This is a genomic window from Paenibacillus hamazuiensis (assembly GCF_023276405.1).
Lineage (GTDB): Bacteria > Bacillota > Bacilli > Paenibacillales > NBRC-103111 > Paenibacillus_AF > Paenibacillus_AF hamazuiensis.
In genome coordinates this window covers 3,760,067-3,776,632 of the sequence record NZ_JALRMO010000001.1, presented here as the reverse complement: position 1 = coordinate 3,776,632, position 16,566 = coordinate 3,760,067, and the positions used below count along the sequence as shown (strand labels likewise).

At 53.6% G+C, this 16,566-nt stretch carries 9 protein-coding genes; 6 read left to right on the top strand and 3 right to left on the bottom strand.

The window, feature by feature from the left end; all coding sequences use genetic code 11:
* The first annotated feature begins 12 nt into the window (after positions 1 to 12).
* Together MYS68_RS16620 and MYS68_RS16615 are read left to right on the top strand one after the other, a co-directional pair.
* Entirely contained in the window at positions 13 to 1,038 is a 1,026-nt protein-coding gene (locus tag MYS68_RS16620; protein ID WP_420852128.1) for a FecCD family ABC transporter permease, read from the top strand.
* Positions 1,035 to 2,039, top strand: coding sequence for a FecCD family ABC transporter permease (locus MYS68_RS16615; protein ID WP_248926905.1), 1,005 nt, complete (start codon positions 1,035 to 1,037; stop codon positions 2,037 to 2,039). The genes MYS68_RS16620 and MYS68_RS16615 overlap by 4 nt, the downstream gene beginning before the upstream one ends.
* Positions 2,040 to 2,187: 148 nt before the next feature.
* On the opposite strand, the gene MYS68_RS16610 is transcribed toward MYS68_RS16615, so the two are convergent.
* Positions 2,188 to 4,443 (bottom strand): MMPL family transporter, encoded by a 2,256-nt coding sequence (locus tag MYS68_RS16610; RefSeq protein ID WP_248926904.1) that lies wholly within the window; start codon positions 4,441 to 4,443, stop codon positions 2,188 to 2,190.
* 123 nt (positions 4,444 to 4,566) lie between these two features.
* A complete protein-coding gene (locus MYS68_RS16605) occupies positions 4,567 to 5,175 on the bottom strand; it encodes a TetR/AcrR family transcriptional regulator (RefSeq protein ID WP_248926903.1) in 609 nt (202 codons plus the stop codon).
* Between the two features lie 546 nt (positions 5,176 to 5,721).
* Here MYS68_RS16605 and MYS68_RS16600 point away from each other — a divergent pair.
* From MYS68_RS16600 to MYS68_RS16590, 3 genes are all read left to right on the top strand, one after another.
* Complete coding sequence (locus MYS68_RS16600) at positions 5,722 to 8,766, top strand: glycoside hydrolase family 2 TIM barrel-domain containing protein (RefSeq protein WP_248926902.1); 3,045 nt, start codon at positions 5,722 to 5,724, stop codon at positions 8,764 to 8,766.
* Between the two features lie 258 nt (positions 8,767 to 9,024).
* Positions 9,025 to 9,498, top strand: a complete 474-nt coding sequence (locus tag MYS68_RS16595; protein ID WP_248926901.1) for a MarR family winged helix-turn-helix transcriptional regulator — start codon at positions 9,025 to 9,027, stop codon at positions 9,496 to 9,498.
* 156 nt (positions 9,499 to 9,654) lie between these two features.
* Entirely contained in the window at positions 9,655 to 10,887 is a 1,233-nt protein-coding gene (locus MYS68_RS16590; RefSeq protein ID WP_248926900.1) for an MFS transporter, read from the top strand.
* Positions 10,888 to 11,342: 455 nt separating this feature from the next.
* On the opposite strand, the gene MYS68_RS16585 is transcribed toward MYS68_RS16590, so the two are convergent.
* Positions 11,343 to 13,655: an AraC family transcriptional regulator gene (locus MYS68_RS16585; RefSeq protein ID WP_248926899.1), complete on the bottom strand. Its 2,313-nt coding sequence runs from the start codon at positions 13,653 to 13,655 to the stop codon at positions 11,343 to 11,345.
* A 184-nt stretch (positions 13,656 to 13,839) separates the two neighbouring features.
* On the opposite strand from MYS68_RS16585, the gene MYS68_RS16580 reads away from it, so the two are divergent.
* A complete protein-coding gene (locus MYS68_RS16580) occupies positions 13,840 to 15,381 on the top strand; it encodes an extracellular solute-binding protein (RefSeq protein WP_248926898.1) in 1,542 nt (513 codons plus the stop codon).
* The last annotated feature ends 1,185 nt before the right edge of the window (positions 15,382 to 16,566 follow it).

Sequence of the window (16,566 nt, the reverse complement as noted above, 5' to 3'; positions counted from 1 at the left end):
GGGTTTGGACCCGTGGAGCCCGTTACAGTCACAAGAAATCGCAACTTGAACATCGTCAGGACCGGAGCCATCCTTCTGACCGGTCTTGTTTTATGGGCTGCAGGCATGCTGCTTAGCATGAAGTTCGGTTCGTCGGCGATCACATTCGAAGACATATGGAGCGCCGTTACCGGAGCAAGGGAAACGAAGCAGCAGCTGATTGTATATACGCTGCGTCTGCCCAGGGCGCTGCTTGCAGCGCTTGTCGGGGCCAATCTTGCGGTGGCCGGCGTGCTGATGCAGGCGGTGACCCGCAACCCGCTCGCCTCCCCGCAAATATTCGGGATCAATTCGGGGGCGGCGCTTGTCGTCGTCGGCTCGGTCGTCTTTTACCCGATGCTGACGCCGCTGCAGCTGTCCTGGTGCGCCTTCCTTGGTGCGGCTTTAGGGGCGGCGATCGTTTACTTTGTCGCGTCCGGCGGCGGAAGCTTTACGCCGGTGAAGCTGGCGCTCGCCGGAATGACCGTCGCCATGCTGCTGTCGGCGCTTACCGAAGGGATTATCGTGTTATTTGACAACAAAACGCAAAACGTGTTGTTTTGGATGGCCGGGGCGGTGGATAGCGCGGATTGGAACGACGTTCGCTCCGTGCTTCCCTGGTCTGCCGCCGGGCTGCTTGCAGCCGTTTTGCTGTCACGCTCGATGAATGCGCTTGGACTTGGAGACGAGGTGGCCAAAGGAATCGGCGTAAGAATGACATATGTTCGGGCGCTGGCAGGCATCGTCGTTGTCGTGCTGGCGGGGGCTTCCGTTTCCGTAGCGGGGCCGATCGGTTTTGTCGGGTTGATCGTTCCTCATATTTCCAGATATCTCGTCGGAATAGATCATTGGCGGCTCATTCCCGTTTCGGCGCTGTTCGGGGCCATTTTGCTCGTCTATGCGGACATCGCTTCGCGGTTCGTTTCGTTTCCATTTGAATCTCCGGTCGGCATTGTTACGGCAGCGATCGGTGCACCGTACTTTTTGTATTTGGTCCGAAAAGGGAGGCAGACGGAATGATGCGATATATAACCGTCGGCTCCGGACTCGTAGCTGTGCTGCTGGTATTGGCCATCGTCAGCATGGGCGTCGGTGCGGTCCGAATTAGCCCGGGGGAAGTTTGGCTTAGCCTCACGGGGGTGGAGGAAGGGCCGATGCAAATCATTTTGCAGCAATTCCGCTTGCCCCGGATCATTACGGGCATTCTTGTAGGGGCCGGCCTTGCAGTGGCGGGCACGCTGCTTCAGGGGATGATCCGCAATCCGCTCGTGTCACCCGACGTGATCGGTTTGACCAAAGGAGCGGGGCTTGCGGCTTCGCTGTTTATCCTGCTTTTCCCGAAGGCGGCCCCGGGGGTGTTGCCGTTTGCTGCATTCGCGGGAGCGGGACTCGCCGGGCTGCTGCTGCTCGCTTTGTCTGCGGGCAAGCGGATGAATCCGGTTGCGCTGGCACTCAGCGGCATCGGGATCAGCGCGATATTTACTGCAGGAATCCAATACATTACCGTGAAAAATGCCTCCGACGCGAATACGGCTCTGCTGTGGCTGGCCGGCAGCCTGTGGGGCAGAGGCTGGGAACATGTCATCGCGCTGGCTTGCTGGCTGCTGCCGCTGCTGCCCATCGTCTTCCTGCTTGCCCGCAGGCTCGACATCTTAAGCCTCGGGCCGGATGCGGCCGAATCGCTTGGCTTGCAGGTCGGGCGCACCCGCATCGTGCTGCTGATCTGCGCCGTGCTCATCACCGGCGTCTGCACGGCAGTGGCCGGCGCGATCGGCTTTGTCGGCCTGATTGCGCCGCATATGGCCCGGCGTCTGGTCGGTCCCCGACACAGGCTGCTGCTGCCGCTTGCCGCTTATTCGGGGGCGATGCTGGTGCTGGCCGCCGACTTGATCGGGCGGGTCCTGATCGTGCCCAAGGAGGTTCCTGCCGGCATCGTTTGCGCAGTCATCGGTGCGCCGTATTTTTTGGCGCTGCTCCGCAGGCAAAGCCGCAAAGGGGTCCTCCTTCACCGGGATGCGTAAAAGTAAAGCCAAAATCGGAGGCGTGCGGAAGTGCGTTCTCCTTTTTGGCTTTGTGTAAGCGGATTTTGCCTGCTTCAGCATGGCGCCAACCACTAGCACAATCTTGCGTCACAGCGTCTGGCTGGCATCGTGTTTAAGAGAGCCCTGTCTACTCGGCTTCACTCAGGTTAAACCGCCGGTAAAACGGCTTCAGCGCAGCCGGCGCCCACCAGTTCGCCTTCCCGGCCAGCTTCATGAACGCGGGCGCCAAAACGGCCCGAATGAGCGTAGCGTCGACGACAACGGCAAGCGCCATCCCGACACCGAGCATTTGCAAAAACACGATCTCGCCGGCAGCGTATGCGGCGAACGACAGCGCCATGATGCCCGCCGCCGCCGAAACGAGCGGGGCGCTGCGCTGAATGCCGACCGCCACGGCTTCGGTATTGTCCCCGGTGCGGTCGTATTCCTCCTTAATCCGCGATAAAATAAACACCTCGTAATCCATCGATAACCCGTACGCGATGCAAAACATAAGAATCGGGATGCTCGGTTCCAAACGGCCAAGCGGGGTGAACCCGAGAACGTCGGAAAGATTCCCGTTTTGAAAAATCCAAACGAGAGAGCCGAACATTACGGACAGGCTGAGCAGGTTAAGTACCGTCGCTTTCAGCGGGATCAGCAGACTGCCGCTCATCAAAAACAAAATGACGAAGGTGACGGCGACGATCAGCGCGCCGGCAACCGGCAGATTATCCAGCAGCAAGTCCCGAAAATCGGTAAGCTCCGCCGGATACCCGCCGACAAGAACCTCGAACGGAGCTTGCTGCGACCGTATTTCGCGCACGAGCTGCGTCATATCCGCCCGCAAAGCCGTTTCGCTCGGAATGACGGCTATCCAGGTTGCCGTTCCCGACGCAAACCGGCGGGAATAATCGCTCGGCTCCAAGATTTTACGGCCGCCTGCAAACGAGCCGGCCAAAGAATCGACCTGGTGGACGCCTTCCACTTTTGACAGCTCGGCGCTGTACTTCTCGATTTGCTGCATCCGGCTTGCCGCGCTGCCGATCGAAGGGGCGACAATGCGGACGGCATCATCTTCCTCCGCGACGAAGCCGTCGCGAATTTGCTGCTGCACGATACGGCTGGAAGCCGTTTCCGGCAGCACGCGTTCATCCGGCAAGCCGAAGCGGACGTCCAGGAACGGGGAGCCGATGACAAGCAGGATAACCAGTGCGGTTGCCGCGGAGATCGCGGGCCTTTTCATTACCTGCATCGTTGTCCGGTACCAAAATCCCTTTTGCCCGGACAGATGGTCGGCTTGCGATTGCATCTTACCGCCGCGGACGACGCGATGTCCCAAGACGGCCAGCGCCGCGGGCAGGATCAAAACCGCGCCGATGGCCGCGGTCAGCACGACGAGAAACCCTGCGTAGGCAAACGAGCGAAGAAACGGGAACGGGAAGATCATCAGCACGGATAAGGATACCGCGACGGTCAGGCCGCTGAAGAGCACGGTCCGGCCGGCCGTTTCGACGGTTTTGACGACGGCGTCCGGAACGGTCTTTCCCTTGGCAAGCTCTTCTCTGAACCGCGTGATGACGAACAAGCTGTAATCGATGCCGAGCGCCAAACCCATGACAAGGGTAAGATTCGCCGCGAATGTGGATACCATGACGAATGGGGTAATGCCGCGAAGAGCGGCCAGCGTGCCGAGCACGGAAAACAACCCGATGCCGATCGTGAGCAGAGCTGGAGACAAGCGGCGGTATACGAGAATGAGCAGCAATAAAACCGAAGGCAATATGACGAGCTCCGCACGGACAAAATCTTTTCTCGACTGATCTCCGACCTGACGAAACACTTCGTCCGAGCCCCCAACCTCTACTTTGATCGTATCGTTTTCCCGGAAAAATCGCGGAGTCAGCTCGGTCAGCTTACTGCGAACTTCAGTGGCGTTTCCTTCCATCCACGCGAGAACGACCGCTTTCCTGCCGTCATTGCTCCGCAGCACCTTGCTTTCCCGGTGCGACCAATACGAAGTTACTTCATTTACGCCCGGCTGCGCGGCAAGCTCCCGGGCGATCGCCTGTCCGGCTTGGGCAGCCTCGGCGCTGTCCACATCTCCATTTTTGGCGGTGACAAGCAAGAGCAGGTTCGGATTTCCCGTGTTGAACTGCTCGTGCAGCAGCTGCGATGCTTTGTCGGATTCCGAACCGGGCACGTCAAAGCGGGATAACGAAAGCGCGCCGAGCGTCCCGGCCCCGACAGCACCGAACAGGACCATGAAAATGACGCAGGCGATAAGCAGCATTCGGCGTCTTCGCACGATCATCCTGCCGAGACGGCGCATGCGGGGATCGTTATTTTCCGCCGCTGCCGAATTCAAACGTTTTTGCGAGGGTTCGAGGGGTGTTGGGTTCATGGAAGCCTCCTTAAATGCGGACCATGTCCGATTGTCGATTATGTACAATGCATTTGATTGAACGTTCAAACAATATCATCTAAAAAAGAGTAGCGCCAAATGACGCTCAATTAAGTTTGTCACTCATCTTTGATTGATTTCGCCCGACGATTTTCTCAATTTCTCCAGGTAGGACTCGATAATTAGTGCGAGCGTATCGTAGGCTTCGTCGTAATCGAAGTCGGGATCGCTCAGCTTCTGCAAGCCGAGACCGTCGAATGCGGCCCGAAGAATCGCGGCGAGCGGGCGGGACTGTTCCTCCGGAAGATGGAGAATCGACTCGATCAGCTTCTTCACGTGATCCCGTTTCCAGGCGAGCGCATCCTTCAAATTTTCCGATACGGCCGGATTGCGCAGACCGATGGCGAACAGCTCGTAACGAAGCTTAAGCATCGAAGGTTCATTAATGGCCCGTGTTTTTGGCACGTTCAGCATCTCTTTAATCGATTGAAGCGAGAGCTCTTTTTGCGCGTAGCTTTGAAGTTGCGGCATGGACTCGCAATATTTGATCGTTTCGTTTTTGAACACTTCGGCAAATAACAAGTCTTTGCTCGGAAAGTAATAGTTGATCAAACCTTGAGCTACGCCGGCAGCGCGCGCGATTTCCTTCGTGGACGCCTGGTCGTATCCTTTCTCGGCGAGAAGTTGGTAGGCGGCGGCGATAATTTTTTCACGCTTATCGTTTTCCGGCATAGAGCCCTCCTTGCTCAACAAAAATTGAATGAACGTTCAAACAAATATTATCACGTCGACGACAAAAATGCAAGGACTTCCAGCGGGTCCAATTGATCTGTCTTTTAGTCATCGTAGACCTTACTTTGACCAGCCCCGCTCGCAGGGCCTAATTTGATGTGTTTTCCCGGAATGACTTACTCCAATAAGTACAGTAAAGCGTGTCCGACATAGGGTTGCGCCAGCAAACCATGGCGGACAAACGCGACCCCGTGGCACGTCGTCACCCCTAAGGCATCGCGCAAAAAGTACAGCGTGCCCGGAATAGGATTTTTTGCCTGAAAGCAAAAAATCCATGCAGGGCATACGCGAACCAGCAGCGGGCAGCCTCTCCTACAGGGCGGGTCCAGGGCGCAAGCGCCTGGGGTCCCCCTACCAGGGGGATTTAGGGGCTCCATCACATGAATATAGTCATATTCAGCCTAATATTATCTGATATTAATCGGGTTTCCGTCATTGTATAATGACCATATATTCATACTACCAATGAAGAAGGAGCGATTGCTTTTGATCCGCGTCGACAAGTATTGGGAAAACCCGAATCTGCTGCAGGTGAACCGGGAAAAGCCGAGGGCCTATTACATTCCTTATGCGGATGCCGCTTCCGCCGATTCGCGGAAACGGTCGCGCTCGCCTTTTTACCGGACGTTAAACGGGACCTGGAAGTTTCGTTATTTTGCGAGCGTGAAGCTTGCGGAGGAAGGTTTTTATGAGGAGCAAGCGGATGTAAGCGGTTGGGACGATCTGCTCGTTCCTTCCTGCTGGCAGACCAAAGGGTACGACCAGCTGCACTATACGAATGTCAATTATCCGATTCCATGCGACCCGCCTTTTGTGCCTGACGAAAACCCCGCCGGTCTTTATGTGAAAGAGTTTAATGTCTCGAAGGGGTGGGAGGCGAAGGACAAATATATCGTGTTCGAAGGAGTGAACTCGTGCTTCTACCTGTGGGTGAACGGCGCATTTGTCGGATACAGCCAGGGCAGCCGGGTTCCGGCGGAGTTTAACGTATCGACGCACCTAAAGAGCGGAAAAAACCGGATCGCCGTCATGGTGCTGAAATGGTGCGACGGCACGTATTTGGAAGATCAGGACTTGTGGCGGTTTTCCGGGATATTCCGCGATGTTTACCTGCTGGCCAGAGATAAGGCGCATGTCCGGGATATATATAACAAGCAGGAGCTTTCGGACGATTATCGTCAGGCAAAGCTGATTTGCGAACTGGAAACGACGGGGCGCCGGGAAGTCAAAGCTGAGCTGAAAGATGCCGAAGGCAGCGTGATCGGTGCCGCTGCGGCGGTGATCGACGGTCAGGGGACGATCGAGTTTGAGGTTGCGGAGCCGACGCTTTGGAATGCGGAGAAACCTTACTTGTACCGGCTGTACGTTTCATCCGGCGAAGAGGTACTGTCGTTCCCGGTAGGCTTCCGGCAAATCCGGATCGAAGGCGGAGTATTCCGCATCAACGGCCGCGCCGTCAAGCTGAAGGGGGTTAACCGCCACGATTCGCATCCCGAGCTTGGGCAAACGATCCCGATCAATCATATGATCAAGGACTTAAACCTGATGAAGCAGCACAACGTGAACACGATCCGCACGTCCCACTACCCGAACGATCCGCGCTTTTTGGATCTTTGCAACGAGTACGGGTTTTATGTGGTCGACGAAGCGGATTTGGAGTGCCACGGCATGGGGTCCGCGGGCAAATGGGCGGAAGGCGCGTTTCACAAGCTGTCCGCCAATACGGAATGGGAAGCCGCTTTTGTGGAAAGAGCGAAGCGGATGGTCGAACGGGATAAGAACCATCCATGCGTCGTTATGTGGTCGATGGGCAACGAATCGGGCTACGATGTGAATCATATCGCAATGGCCGAATGGACGCGGGGTCGCGATACGTCCCGGCCGGTACATTACGAAGGAGCGGCACCGCGATATAACGGCAATCCGAACATCGAATGTCTGGACATGGAAAGCCAGATGTATGCGTCGGTGCAGTACATCGAAGAATATGCGAAAGATGAGACCAAGCTGCAGCCGCTGTTCCTGTGCGAATACAGCCATGCGATGGGCAACGGGCCGGGCGATTTGAAGGACTACTGGGATGTCATTTACAAGTACCCGAAGCTGATGGGCGGCTGCGTTTGGGAATGGTGCGATCACGGCATCAAAACGGAAACGAAGGACGGAACGCCGTATTTCGCGTACGGCGGCGATTTCGGTGATAAGCCGAACGACGGTAACTTCTGCATTGACGGCCTCGTTACGCCGGACCGCGTACCGCATAAGGGACTGCTTGAGCTGAAGAAGGTAATCGCTCCGGTGCGGCTCGAAGCTGCCGATTTGGAAAACGGCAAGGTTCTTTTGACGAATTTGTACGATTTCATCGGCTTGTCGCATTTGGCGCTGTTCTGGAAAGTGGAAAAAGACGGAGAAACGGTGCAGCAGGGCCACGTCTGGCAGCTTGATGCGGCTCCTCACGGCGGAACGCAAACGTTGTCGCTGCCGTATACGCTGCCGAAGGACGCGGCAGGACGTTATTTCCTGACTTTGTCGGTCTGGCAAAAAGAAGAGACACCGTGGTCGGCGGCAGGGCATGAGATCACGTTCGAGCAGTTCGAGCTTCCGGCAGCGAACCCGGCGGCTGTACAGGATCATGCAGCTGCTCACGGGTCAAGCGATCATGCGGTTCAAGCAAGCCAGGACGGGCATTTGCTGACGATCGAAGGCTTCGATTTCCGCCATGTTTTCGACCTGTACGACGGAACGTTCGTCAAAATTTCAAAGCATGACGTCGACATGCTTGCCGCTCCGGCCAAGTGGAGCATTTGGCGCGCGCCGACGGACAACGACCGGCGGATCAAGGCGAGATGGAGCGAAGACGGGTACGATCGGGCGACGATGAAAGTGTACCGCTGCGAATGGACGCAGCAGCCGGACGGCTCCGTGGAAATCGCCGTAGATTACTCGCTTGGCGGATATATCCGCTATCCGCTGATGCACGGAAAAACGCAGTGGCGTGTCGACGCCGCAGGATCCGTATCCGTTTCTACCAACGTGAAAGTGCGGGAGGACTTGCTGTTCCTGCCGCGGTTCGGCCTGCAGCTGACGATGCCGGAAGGTACGGAAGAAGTCGAATACTTCGGCCACGGTCCGCACGAAAGCTACATCGATAAACGTCAGAGCGTGAAGAAAAGCAAATATCTTCTGTCCGTTAACGACATGTTCGAGAACTACATCATGCCTCAGGAAAACGGATCGCGTTACGGCACGGAATGGGCGATCGTCTCGAACGAGCAGGGTATGGGCCTGAAATTTACCGCTCCGGCCGAATTTTCGTTCAACGCGGCGCATTATACGCCGGAGGACCTGACCGCCGCCGAGCACGATTACGAGCTGAAGCCGCGAAAAGAAACGATCGTCCATCTCGATTACAAAATGAGCGGCGTCGGCTCCAACTCCTGCGGTCCCGAATTGCTTGAGCAATACCGTCTGGACGAGAAGGCGTTTTCCTTCGAGCTGAACATCACGCCGGTGTTCAAGGAAGACGAGTAACGCCAACCAAAGACCTCATCCCAAGCCAAAAAGGCTCTCCCCAGGTCGTAAGACCAACGGGAGAGCTTTTTAATATGCCATAAAATGGCTTGGGAATGATTTTTTATGCCGTGTTGCTTATAATAAATATACCACTTAACTTTATCTTTTTTCCGTGCGGGAAATGTGAACCCTTTTCACACTTACCGCCTCTGATTTATAATCCTATGGATAAAACATACCGAGTTTGTTATGCACCAACAGGTGGGAGGATAGGCCATGAACAAAGAAGATCAGGTCAAGACGGTTTTCAGGGACTTATTCAACAAAATGGTTTACCTTAATAAATTTAAAATGGAAGACAGTCTTAAGGGGTATAAGCCTTCGGAAGTACACTGTATCGAATACATCGGAAAAAATGCAGATTCCAACGTGACAAAACTTGCGGAGGCTTTTTATATGACTCGCGGTGCCATAAGTAAACTAACTCAGAAGCTCATAAAAAAAGGCCTTATCGAAAGCTACCAGAAGCCGGATAACAAGAAAGAAATCTATTTTAGGATTACGGAGCAAGGGAAAGTCATTTATAAAATCCATGAGGAACTGCACGAAGAGTTTCGAAAGCGGGATAAGGTCATATTTGAGCAAGTAACCGAGGAACAATTTGACGGCATGCTTAGCTTCTTGGAAAAGTATAGCAGGCATTTGGATGCGGAAATAAAGAAACAAGGTATAGATATGAAGTCGGAATAAATTTGAATAACGAAAATGAAACCACAGGCAGCCGGGCTCTATGGAGAACGGGCTGCGTTTTTTTTGCTGTTATTTTGGTGACAAGGAAACAAAAATGTGATACGATAAATTTGTTTCCGTGGAATCAAAACCTAAACTTTTGAGGGGAGAATAGAAGTGTTCAAATTTAGATCAAACAATGAACGGAACACAGAACAAGCCGTGGATAAAAAGGCTTTAATCTTCGGTCTTATGTCTGTGTTTCTTTGCGGAATAGGCTTCAGTATCATAGCTCCTGTCGTCCCGTTCTTAGTGCAGCCTTATATAAACAATCCGGGAGATCAAGCTGTAGTTGTCACGCTGCTGACCTCTGTCTATGCAGTCTGCGTATTTTTAGCGGCCCCCGGAATCGGAGCTTTGAGCGACAAATATGGCCGTCGTCCATTGCTCTTAGTATGCCTTTTGGGTTCTGCAGTCGGGTACTTCATTTTTGGGATAGGAGGGGCGTTATGGGTACTATTTGCCGGACGCATCATTGAAGGTATAACAGGCGGGAGCATAAGCACCATCTTCGCCTATTTTGCAGACATCACTTCTCCGGAACAGAGAACCAAATATTTTGGATGGATGAGTGCGGTTGTAGGCGCAGGCACCGTCATTGGCCCAACTTTGGGCGGATTACTTGCCAAGTTTGGTTATTCTGCGCCAATGTATTTTGGAGCTATCATAACTTTATTGAATGTTGTTTTTGGAATCTTATATATGCCTGAGAGCCTTGACAAGAATAACAGACTGAAAGAGATTACCTTTGTAAGACTGAATCCATTTACACAGCTTGCCAACGTACTTACTATGAGAAATTTAAAGTGGCTGCTTGTCTCAGCGTTCCTACTTTGGATACCGAACGGATCTTTACAGGCCGTTTTTTCACAATTTACAGTGGATACTTTCAGTTGGAAGCCTGCACTAATCGGACTTATGTTTTCAATTATCGGCTTCCAGGACATCGTTTCCCAAGGTTTCATAATGCCAAAGCTTTTGCTAAAACTTGGCGATAAACAGATAGCCATTCTTGGAATGGTTTCGGAGATTGTAGGCTACAGTCTTATTGCAGCATCGGCTTTGTTCTCGTTCTATCCTCTTATTATCGCCGGAATGATTATATTTGGTTTTGGCGATTCGATCTTTGGGCCTTCATTCAACGGGATGCTTTCCAAGTCTGTCGATGCTGGCGAGCAAGGAAGGATTCAAGGAGGCAGCCAATCTATTCAGGCTTTGGCAAGAATGATCGGGCCTGTCATTGGAGGTCAAATCTATGTATCACTCGGTCATGCCGCACCCGCTTTTATGGGGATGATCCTTATAGCCGCGGCCATACCGGTTTTGTGTAAGGGTGCGCATGTAAATTAAGTAAATACTTGCTTTTTCAGCCGGGTTTTTTTGTTGCTTGGGGTCCCTATGTGTGGGGGGGATGGGAAAATAGACGATGGCTCCCATTTTCATTCCTCTTTGTGACGCTCTGTCATCTTGTTTAGGGGGAGGGGCAATGTTGTCAGGTTAGGCGGGAACATAGCGGAACTATGGTTCGCTAATTGGGTCGATTTCCGATATTTTTGGAAATTAGAGGAACTCAGGTGCGCTATTTGTCTGTTTCTCCACTCCTCAAGCCATTTTTCACCGACTTAGCACATCTCAGTTCCTCTATTTTTTCGACGTGTCCATTTTTCCTAGAATAGCGAACGTGGGTTCCGCTATTTTTATAACCGACATTAACTGTTCCTAGTGTCATGCGGTCTTCTATGGTTCAACCCTCAATTTCGTCCATGCCTGTCAACCCGTCAACATTGGGGGGAAGGGAGGGGGCGCTACCTGGTGCTCCGATATGTCTCGCGGTATTGCCCCGGGGTGACGCCCTCCTGCTTGCGGAAGGAGCGGATAAAGTTTTGCGAATTGCCGTACTGCAGCTTTTCGGCGATGTCTTTGATCGTCATGTCCGTGGTGGTGAGCCACTTTTTGGCCATACTAAACCGGTAAGCGGATAAATATTCGCTGAAGGTCTGGTTCGTTTCTTTGCGGAATACGCCGCTCAAATAGTTGGCGTTGTAATGCAGCTCCTTGGCGCACTGCTCGATGGTGAGATCTTTATCGTAATTTTTATGGATCATATCGATGATTTTTTCGGAAATGTTCTGGTACTGCGAGTTTTGCCTGTCTCTGAAAATGCCGATAAGCGGCAAAATGACGCGGTTCCAGAACCATCCTTCGATTTCCATGGCGATCGGCAGCTCGTTCAGTTCCTCATACAGCGATTCTTGGCCCGAATGCAGCTGGGTTAACGGTACGCCGGCCTCCTGCATCATGACCATCAGATTGTTCAGCAGCCGGAACATCGGAACCTGGTATTCCTGCGGAGAAAGCGAGTGGCCGAACACGACGTTCATGAAATGCTTCAGCAGAGCTCTCGCTTTATCCTCCTCCGCCAGTACGATCGCGTCGAACAGCTCGCTTTCGGTCAGGAACGGATAATCGAGGTTGTGCTGGTGTTTGCCGGCATTGATGTTCGCATATTGGATGATGACGCCTTCCCCGAGGTGAATCCGGTGCTTAAGCGCCTCGAGCCCTTCCTTGTACGCGATAGAAGCGTTTTTCGGATCGGTAAAAGGAAGGCTGATGCCGATGCTGATGCGCAGGCCGAGTACTTCCTTCACCGTATGCTGAATAGATTCCGTAATCGAATAAATGTAGCTGCTCCATTCGCCGCGGTCTTCGGTTTTTCCTCCGATCAGCGTCACCTGCGTATGATCGATGGACAGCGGCGGAAAGCGGACTTCGGGCGGGATCAGCTCCTCGATGATGTTGTTGATGGCGAACATTAAAAGATCCGTATCTTCCTTCTCATAACGCGTATTTTCCAGCGTATCGATTTGCAGCGCGATGACCGACATCACGCGCCATTCGGCGATTTTTTCGCTGAAGCCGAACTGCTCCAACTTCTCCATCAAATCTTTGCGGCGGATGACACCTTGAAACATTTTGATCAGGAAAAAGGTGCAAGCTTGCTGCAAATGGCGGTTCACTTCATGCTCAAGCTCCGTTTTCGACCTGAACAAGTCCTGTACGCCCGAGCTGATGATCTCAAATTCATTGATCGAACGGCCTTCGTTTTGCGGCGATCTGCCGCCGATCTGTCCCAGCAGTTGCCGGATCGGGGTGTACATTTGCCGCGAGCCGAGCCAGGCGATCACTGTAAATACCGCCACAATCATGAGGCAGACGAGTATGGTGTAGCGGCCGATTTTTTTCGATTCCTGCGTCAGGCTGTCGATCGATATGATGGATAAGTATACCCAATTGTTAAAAGAAGATCGGATATATGTGGCGGAATACGGCTCTCCATCGAGTTCCGTCCGGAACTGGCCCGTTGGCTCGGACAAAATCGAAGCATCGCGAATAAATCCGGTGTCGATCGCGTATTTGCCGATCATGGCCGGATTGGAGTGGTATATGATACGCTCCTGATCGTCCAAAATCATCACCGTTTCGGATTCCCGCGGCGTGTAATTCAGCAGCTCCGAAAGACTGCAGGTCGGAATGTTGGCATAGGCGAGCCCGAATTTGTCCAGACTTTGGTCCGGCAGCTTTTTCACCAGACTGATCGTATAAGGGCATGCCGCGGAGTTCGCTCTTTCCTCGCTGTAAAACCAAATGCTCGGATTCAGCACCCAGGATGTCGGATTCGGCAAAAGCATCTGATTGGCGATTTGCGAGTGATGCAAATATTCGTCGAACTTATAAAAGCCGGAGTTTTTGATCATCCAGTTTTGCTTCGTATTGACGACGACGACGTCCTCGACTTTCGTATAGGTCGACTGCGCGCCGCTCATTTCTTTTCTCAGATCTTTGTATAAAATAAAATCGTTGGCCGAGAAAGGCTCGTTCAGCACTTTATACATGACGGAGGAGTTAACCACCTGATTGAGCGCATGGTTTACCGTGCGCAGCGTCTGCTCGACGTTGGAGTTCATTTGCGAGAGCAGCTGCTGCTGGCCGCGGTTGACGTGCTTTTGAATTTCCGCGGACGATCTCAGATAAGAAAAGATGCCGAAAAAAATGACAGGAAGCGTACACAAAATGCAACCGAACACGACCAGTTTCCTTAAATAGCTTTGGTTGCGCATGAGTACCCCTCCTTTTCAGAAAATGTGGAAAAATGTCAACAGATTGTATTGTACCAATTTCCTATAGGCCAGAGCAATGTCAGGTTGCTTCCAAAATCTTTTCGAGGCGGGAATGGTCGTTTTGTTCCTCTATGGTTTTCGTGTATAATTCAAGAACAGTGACGCATTCTATGGGGAGGTTGCCATGTCGATAAGGAAAAATATGCTCCGTTCGTTCTGCGTGCGGACGTTTTGCCTGCTGACCGTTATTGCGCTGCTCGCAAGCGGTTGCAGCGATGATCAGCCGACACCGGCGGCGAAACGGGATACAGATAACACGATCAGCATCATGGTGCCGCTTCATCAGTCCAAACCTCCGAACAACGATCTTATCGAGGCTCTGCAAAAAATGACCGGGACCGCTTTGAATATCGAATGGGTGCCGAACGATATATACCGGGACCGGATGATCAATGCAATCGAAACGAATTCGTTAAAAAAGGTGACCTTTGTCAGCCAAACCGATTATGTTTTCGTCAAAAATGCGATCCGCTCCAACATGTTTTGGGAGATCGGCCCTTATCTCGATTTATATCCGAATTTGAAAACGCTGAATAAAAGCATTTTAGAGGAAACGACCATCGACGGCAAACTGTACGGACTGTACGCGGAGCGGCCTCCTTCCCGGCAGGGCATCATCCTTCGCAAGGATTGGCTGGACAAGCTGGGCTTAAAGCCTCCGGGCAGTTTGGACGAACTGTACAACGTATTGAAGCAGTTTACGTATGGAGACCCGGACGGCAATGGACGCCAGGATACGGTCGGGCTTGCCGACCGGAGCGATCTCATTTTCGGCGCTTTCAAGACGCTCAGCTCTTATTTCGGTACGCCGAACGGCTGGGCGCTGCAGGAAGGGAAATTTATTCCCGATTTTGCGACGCCGGAATATATGAACACGATGAATTATATGAAAAAGCTGTATGACGACGGGCTGATCAACAAAGATTTCCCCGTAACGAGCAAGCAGGTGCAGCGTTATATGCTGATCAGCGGCAAGGCGGGAGCGGTGATCGGGACGATGCAGGACGCGCCCAAGCTGTCCGACGAGATGACGAAAATCAATCCCCAGGCCGAGCTGACGCTCGCCAACCGCATCTTGGGTCCGAAAGGCTACGGCGTTTGGTCGATCGAAAGCTTCAGTGGATTGTTCATGTTTTCCAAAAAAGCGATCAAAACGGAGGAAGAGCTGCGAAGCATACTGGCGTTTTATGACCGGCTGATGAAGCCGGATGCAAGCAACCTTCTTCAGTACGGCATTCAGGGCGTTCATTACACCGTCAAGGACGGCAAGGCGCTGATTATCAAAAAAGCGAACGAATCCCGCAATGCCGATGTAATGCCGCTCGAAGCGCTGCTGATTGCGAATTTGAGCAATCCGGCCATTTTAAAAATCCACGAGGAAGGCCAGGATCCTCTTTTCGTGATGGCGGACCGGCTGACTGCGGACAACAACAACATGCTGATCCGCAATCCGACGGAAAATCTGACTTCGCCGACCTACGATTCGACCGGCGCCGAGCTGTGGCAGATCATCTATAATGCCACCTACAACTATATGCTTGGCCGGATCGACGCCGCGGGCTTCAGAAGCGAAATCGTCAACTGGGAGCGCAAAGGCGGCTCCAACATCATCGAAGAGTACAACGAAGCGTACGCAAAACTGAAAGCGCAGTCGATCAACCGATAAGCAGCTGAGAAAATGATTATTCCCGCGTCAGACTTGATGTCTGGCGCTTATTTGTTGTGGGCAGCCTTTCCCCTCCCCTAAATCAGATTGCCCCCCTAAATCCCCCCACGGGGGGACCCCAGGCTTCCGTAGCCGGCTTTGCTCCGCAAAGCCCTTAAGGCGCTCGGGCGCCCTGGACCCGCCCGCAGCACGGGACTGCTTGCTTCTAGGTCGCGTCTGTCGGGGCATGGCTTTTTTACCTTCGGGTAAAAAGCCTATGCCCCGACACGCTTTACTTTCGGTGCGATGCCTAAGGAGCAGATACGTGCCTCGGGCTCGCGTATGTCCGGCATCGTTTTTGCTGGCGCAAAAACTGATGCAGGACACGCTTTACTCTCGGGGAAGCAGGAGCGACGCTGGGGGCGAGGGAGCGATCTGAGAGCCGGTAAAATCGGCTCTCGGGAGCCAAGATGCCCGTCGGAGAGCGCCGAGAGCGGCAAAACAGCCGCTCTCGGGGTGGAAAGTGCGACGCCAGGGGCGAGGGAGCGATCCGAGAGCCGGTAAAAACGGCTCTCAGGCTCCAGGTTGCCCGTCGGAGAGCGCCGAGAGCGGAAAAAGCCGCTCTCGGGGGCGGAAAGCGCGACGCTGGGGGCGAGGGAGCGATCCGAGAGCCGGTAAAAACGGCTTTCAGGCTCCAGGCTGCCCTTCGGAGAGCGCCGAGAGCGGAAAAAGCCGCTCTCGGGTCGGAAAGCGCGACGCTAGGGGCGAGGGAGCGATCCGAGAGCCGGTAAAAACGGCTTTCAGGCTCTAGGCTGCCCGTCGGAGAGCGCCGAGAGCGGCACAAAGCCGCTCTCAGGTCGGAAAGCGCGACGCTGGGGGCGAGGGAGCGATCCGAGAGCCGGTAAAAACGGCTCTCAGGCTCCAGGCTGCCCGTCGGAGAGCGCCGAGAGCGGAAAAAGCCGCTCTCGGGGCGGAAAGCGCGACGCCAGGGGCGAGGGAGCGATCCGAGAGCCGGTAAAAACGGCTCTCAGGCTCCAGGCTGCCCGTCGGAGAGCGCCGAGAGCGGCAAAACAGCCGCTCTCAGTGAAGTAAACGCGGCACGAGAGAACTAAAGATGAGCGTATCCGGCACCAATTCGGCGTCAGCCGAATCGTGCCGGACATACGCGAGCCCGAGGCACGCACCCTTCTCCTAAGGCATCGCACC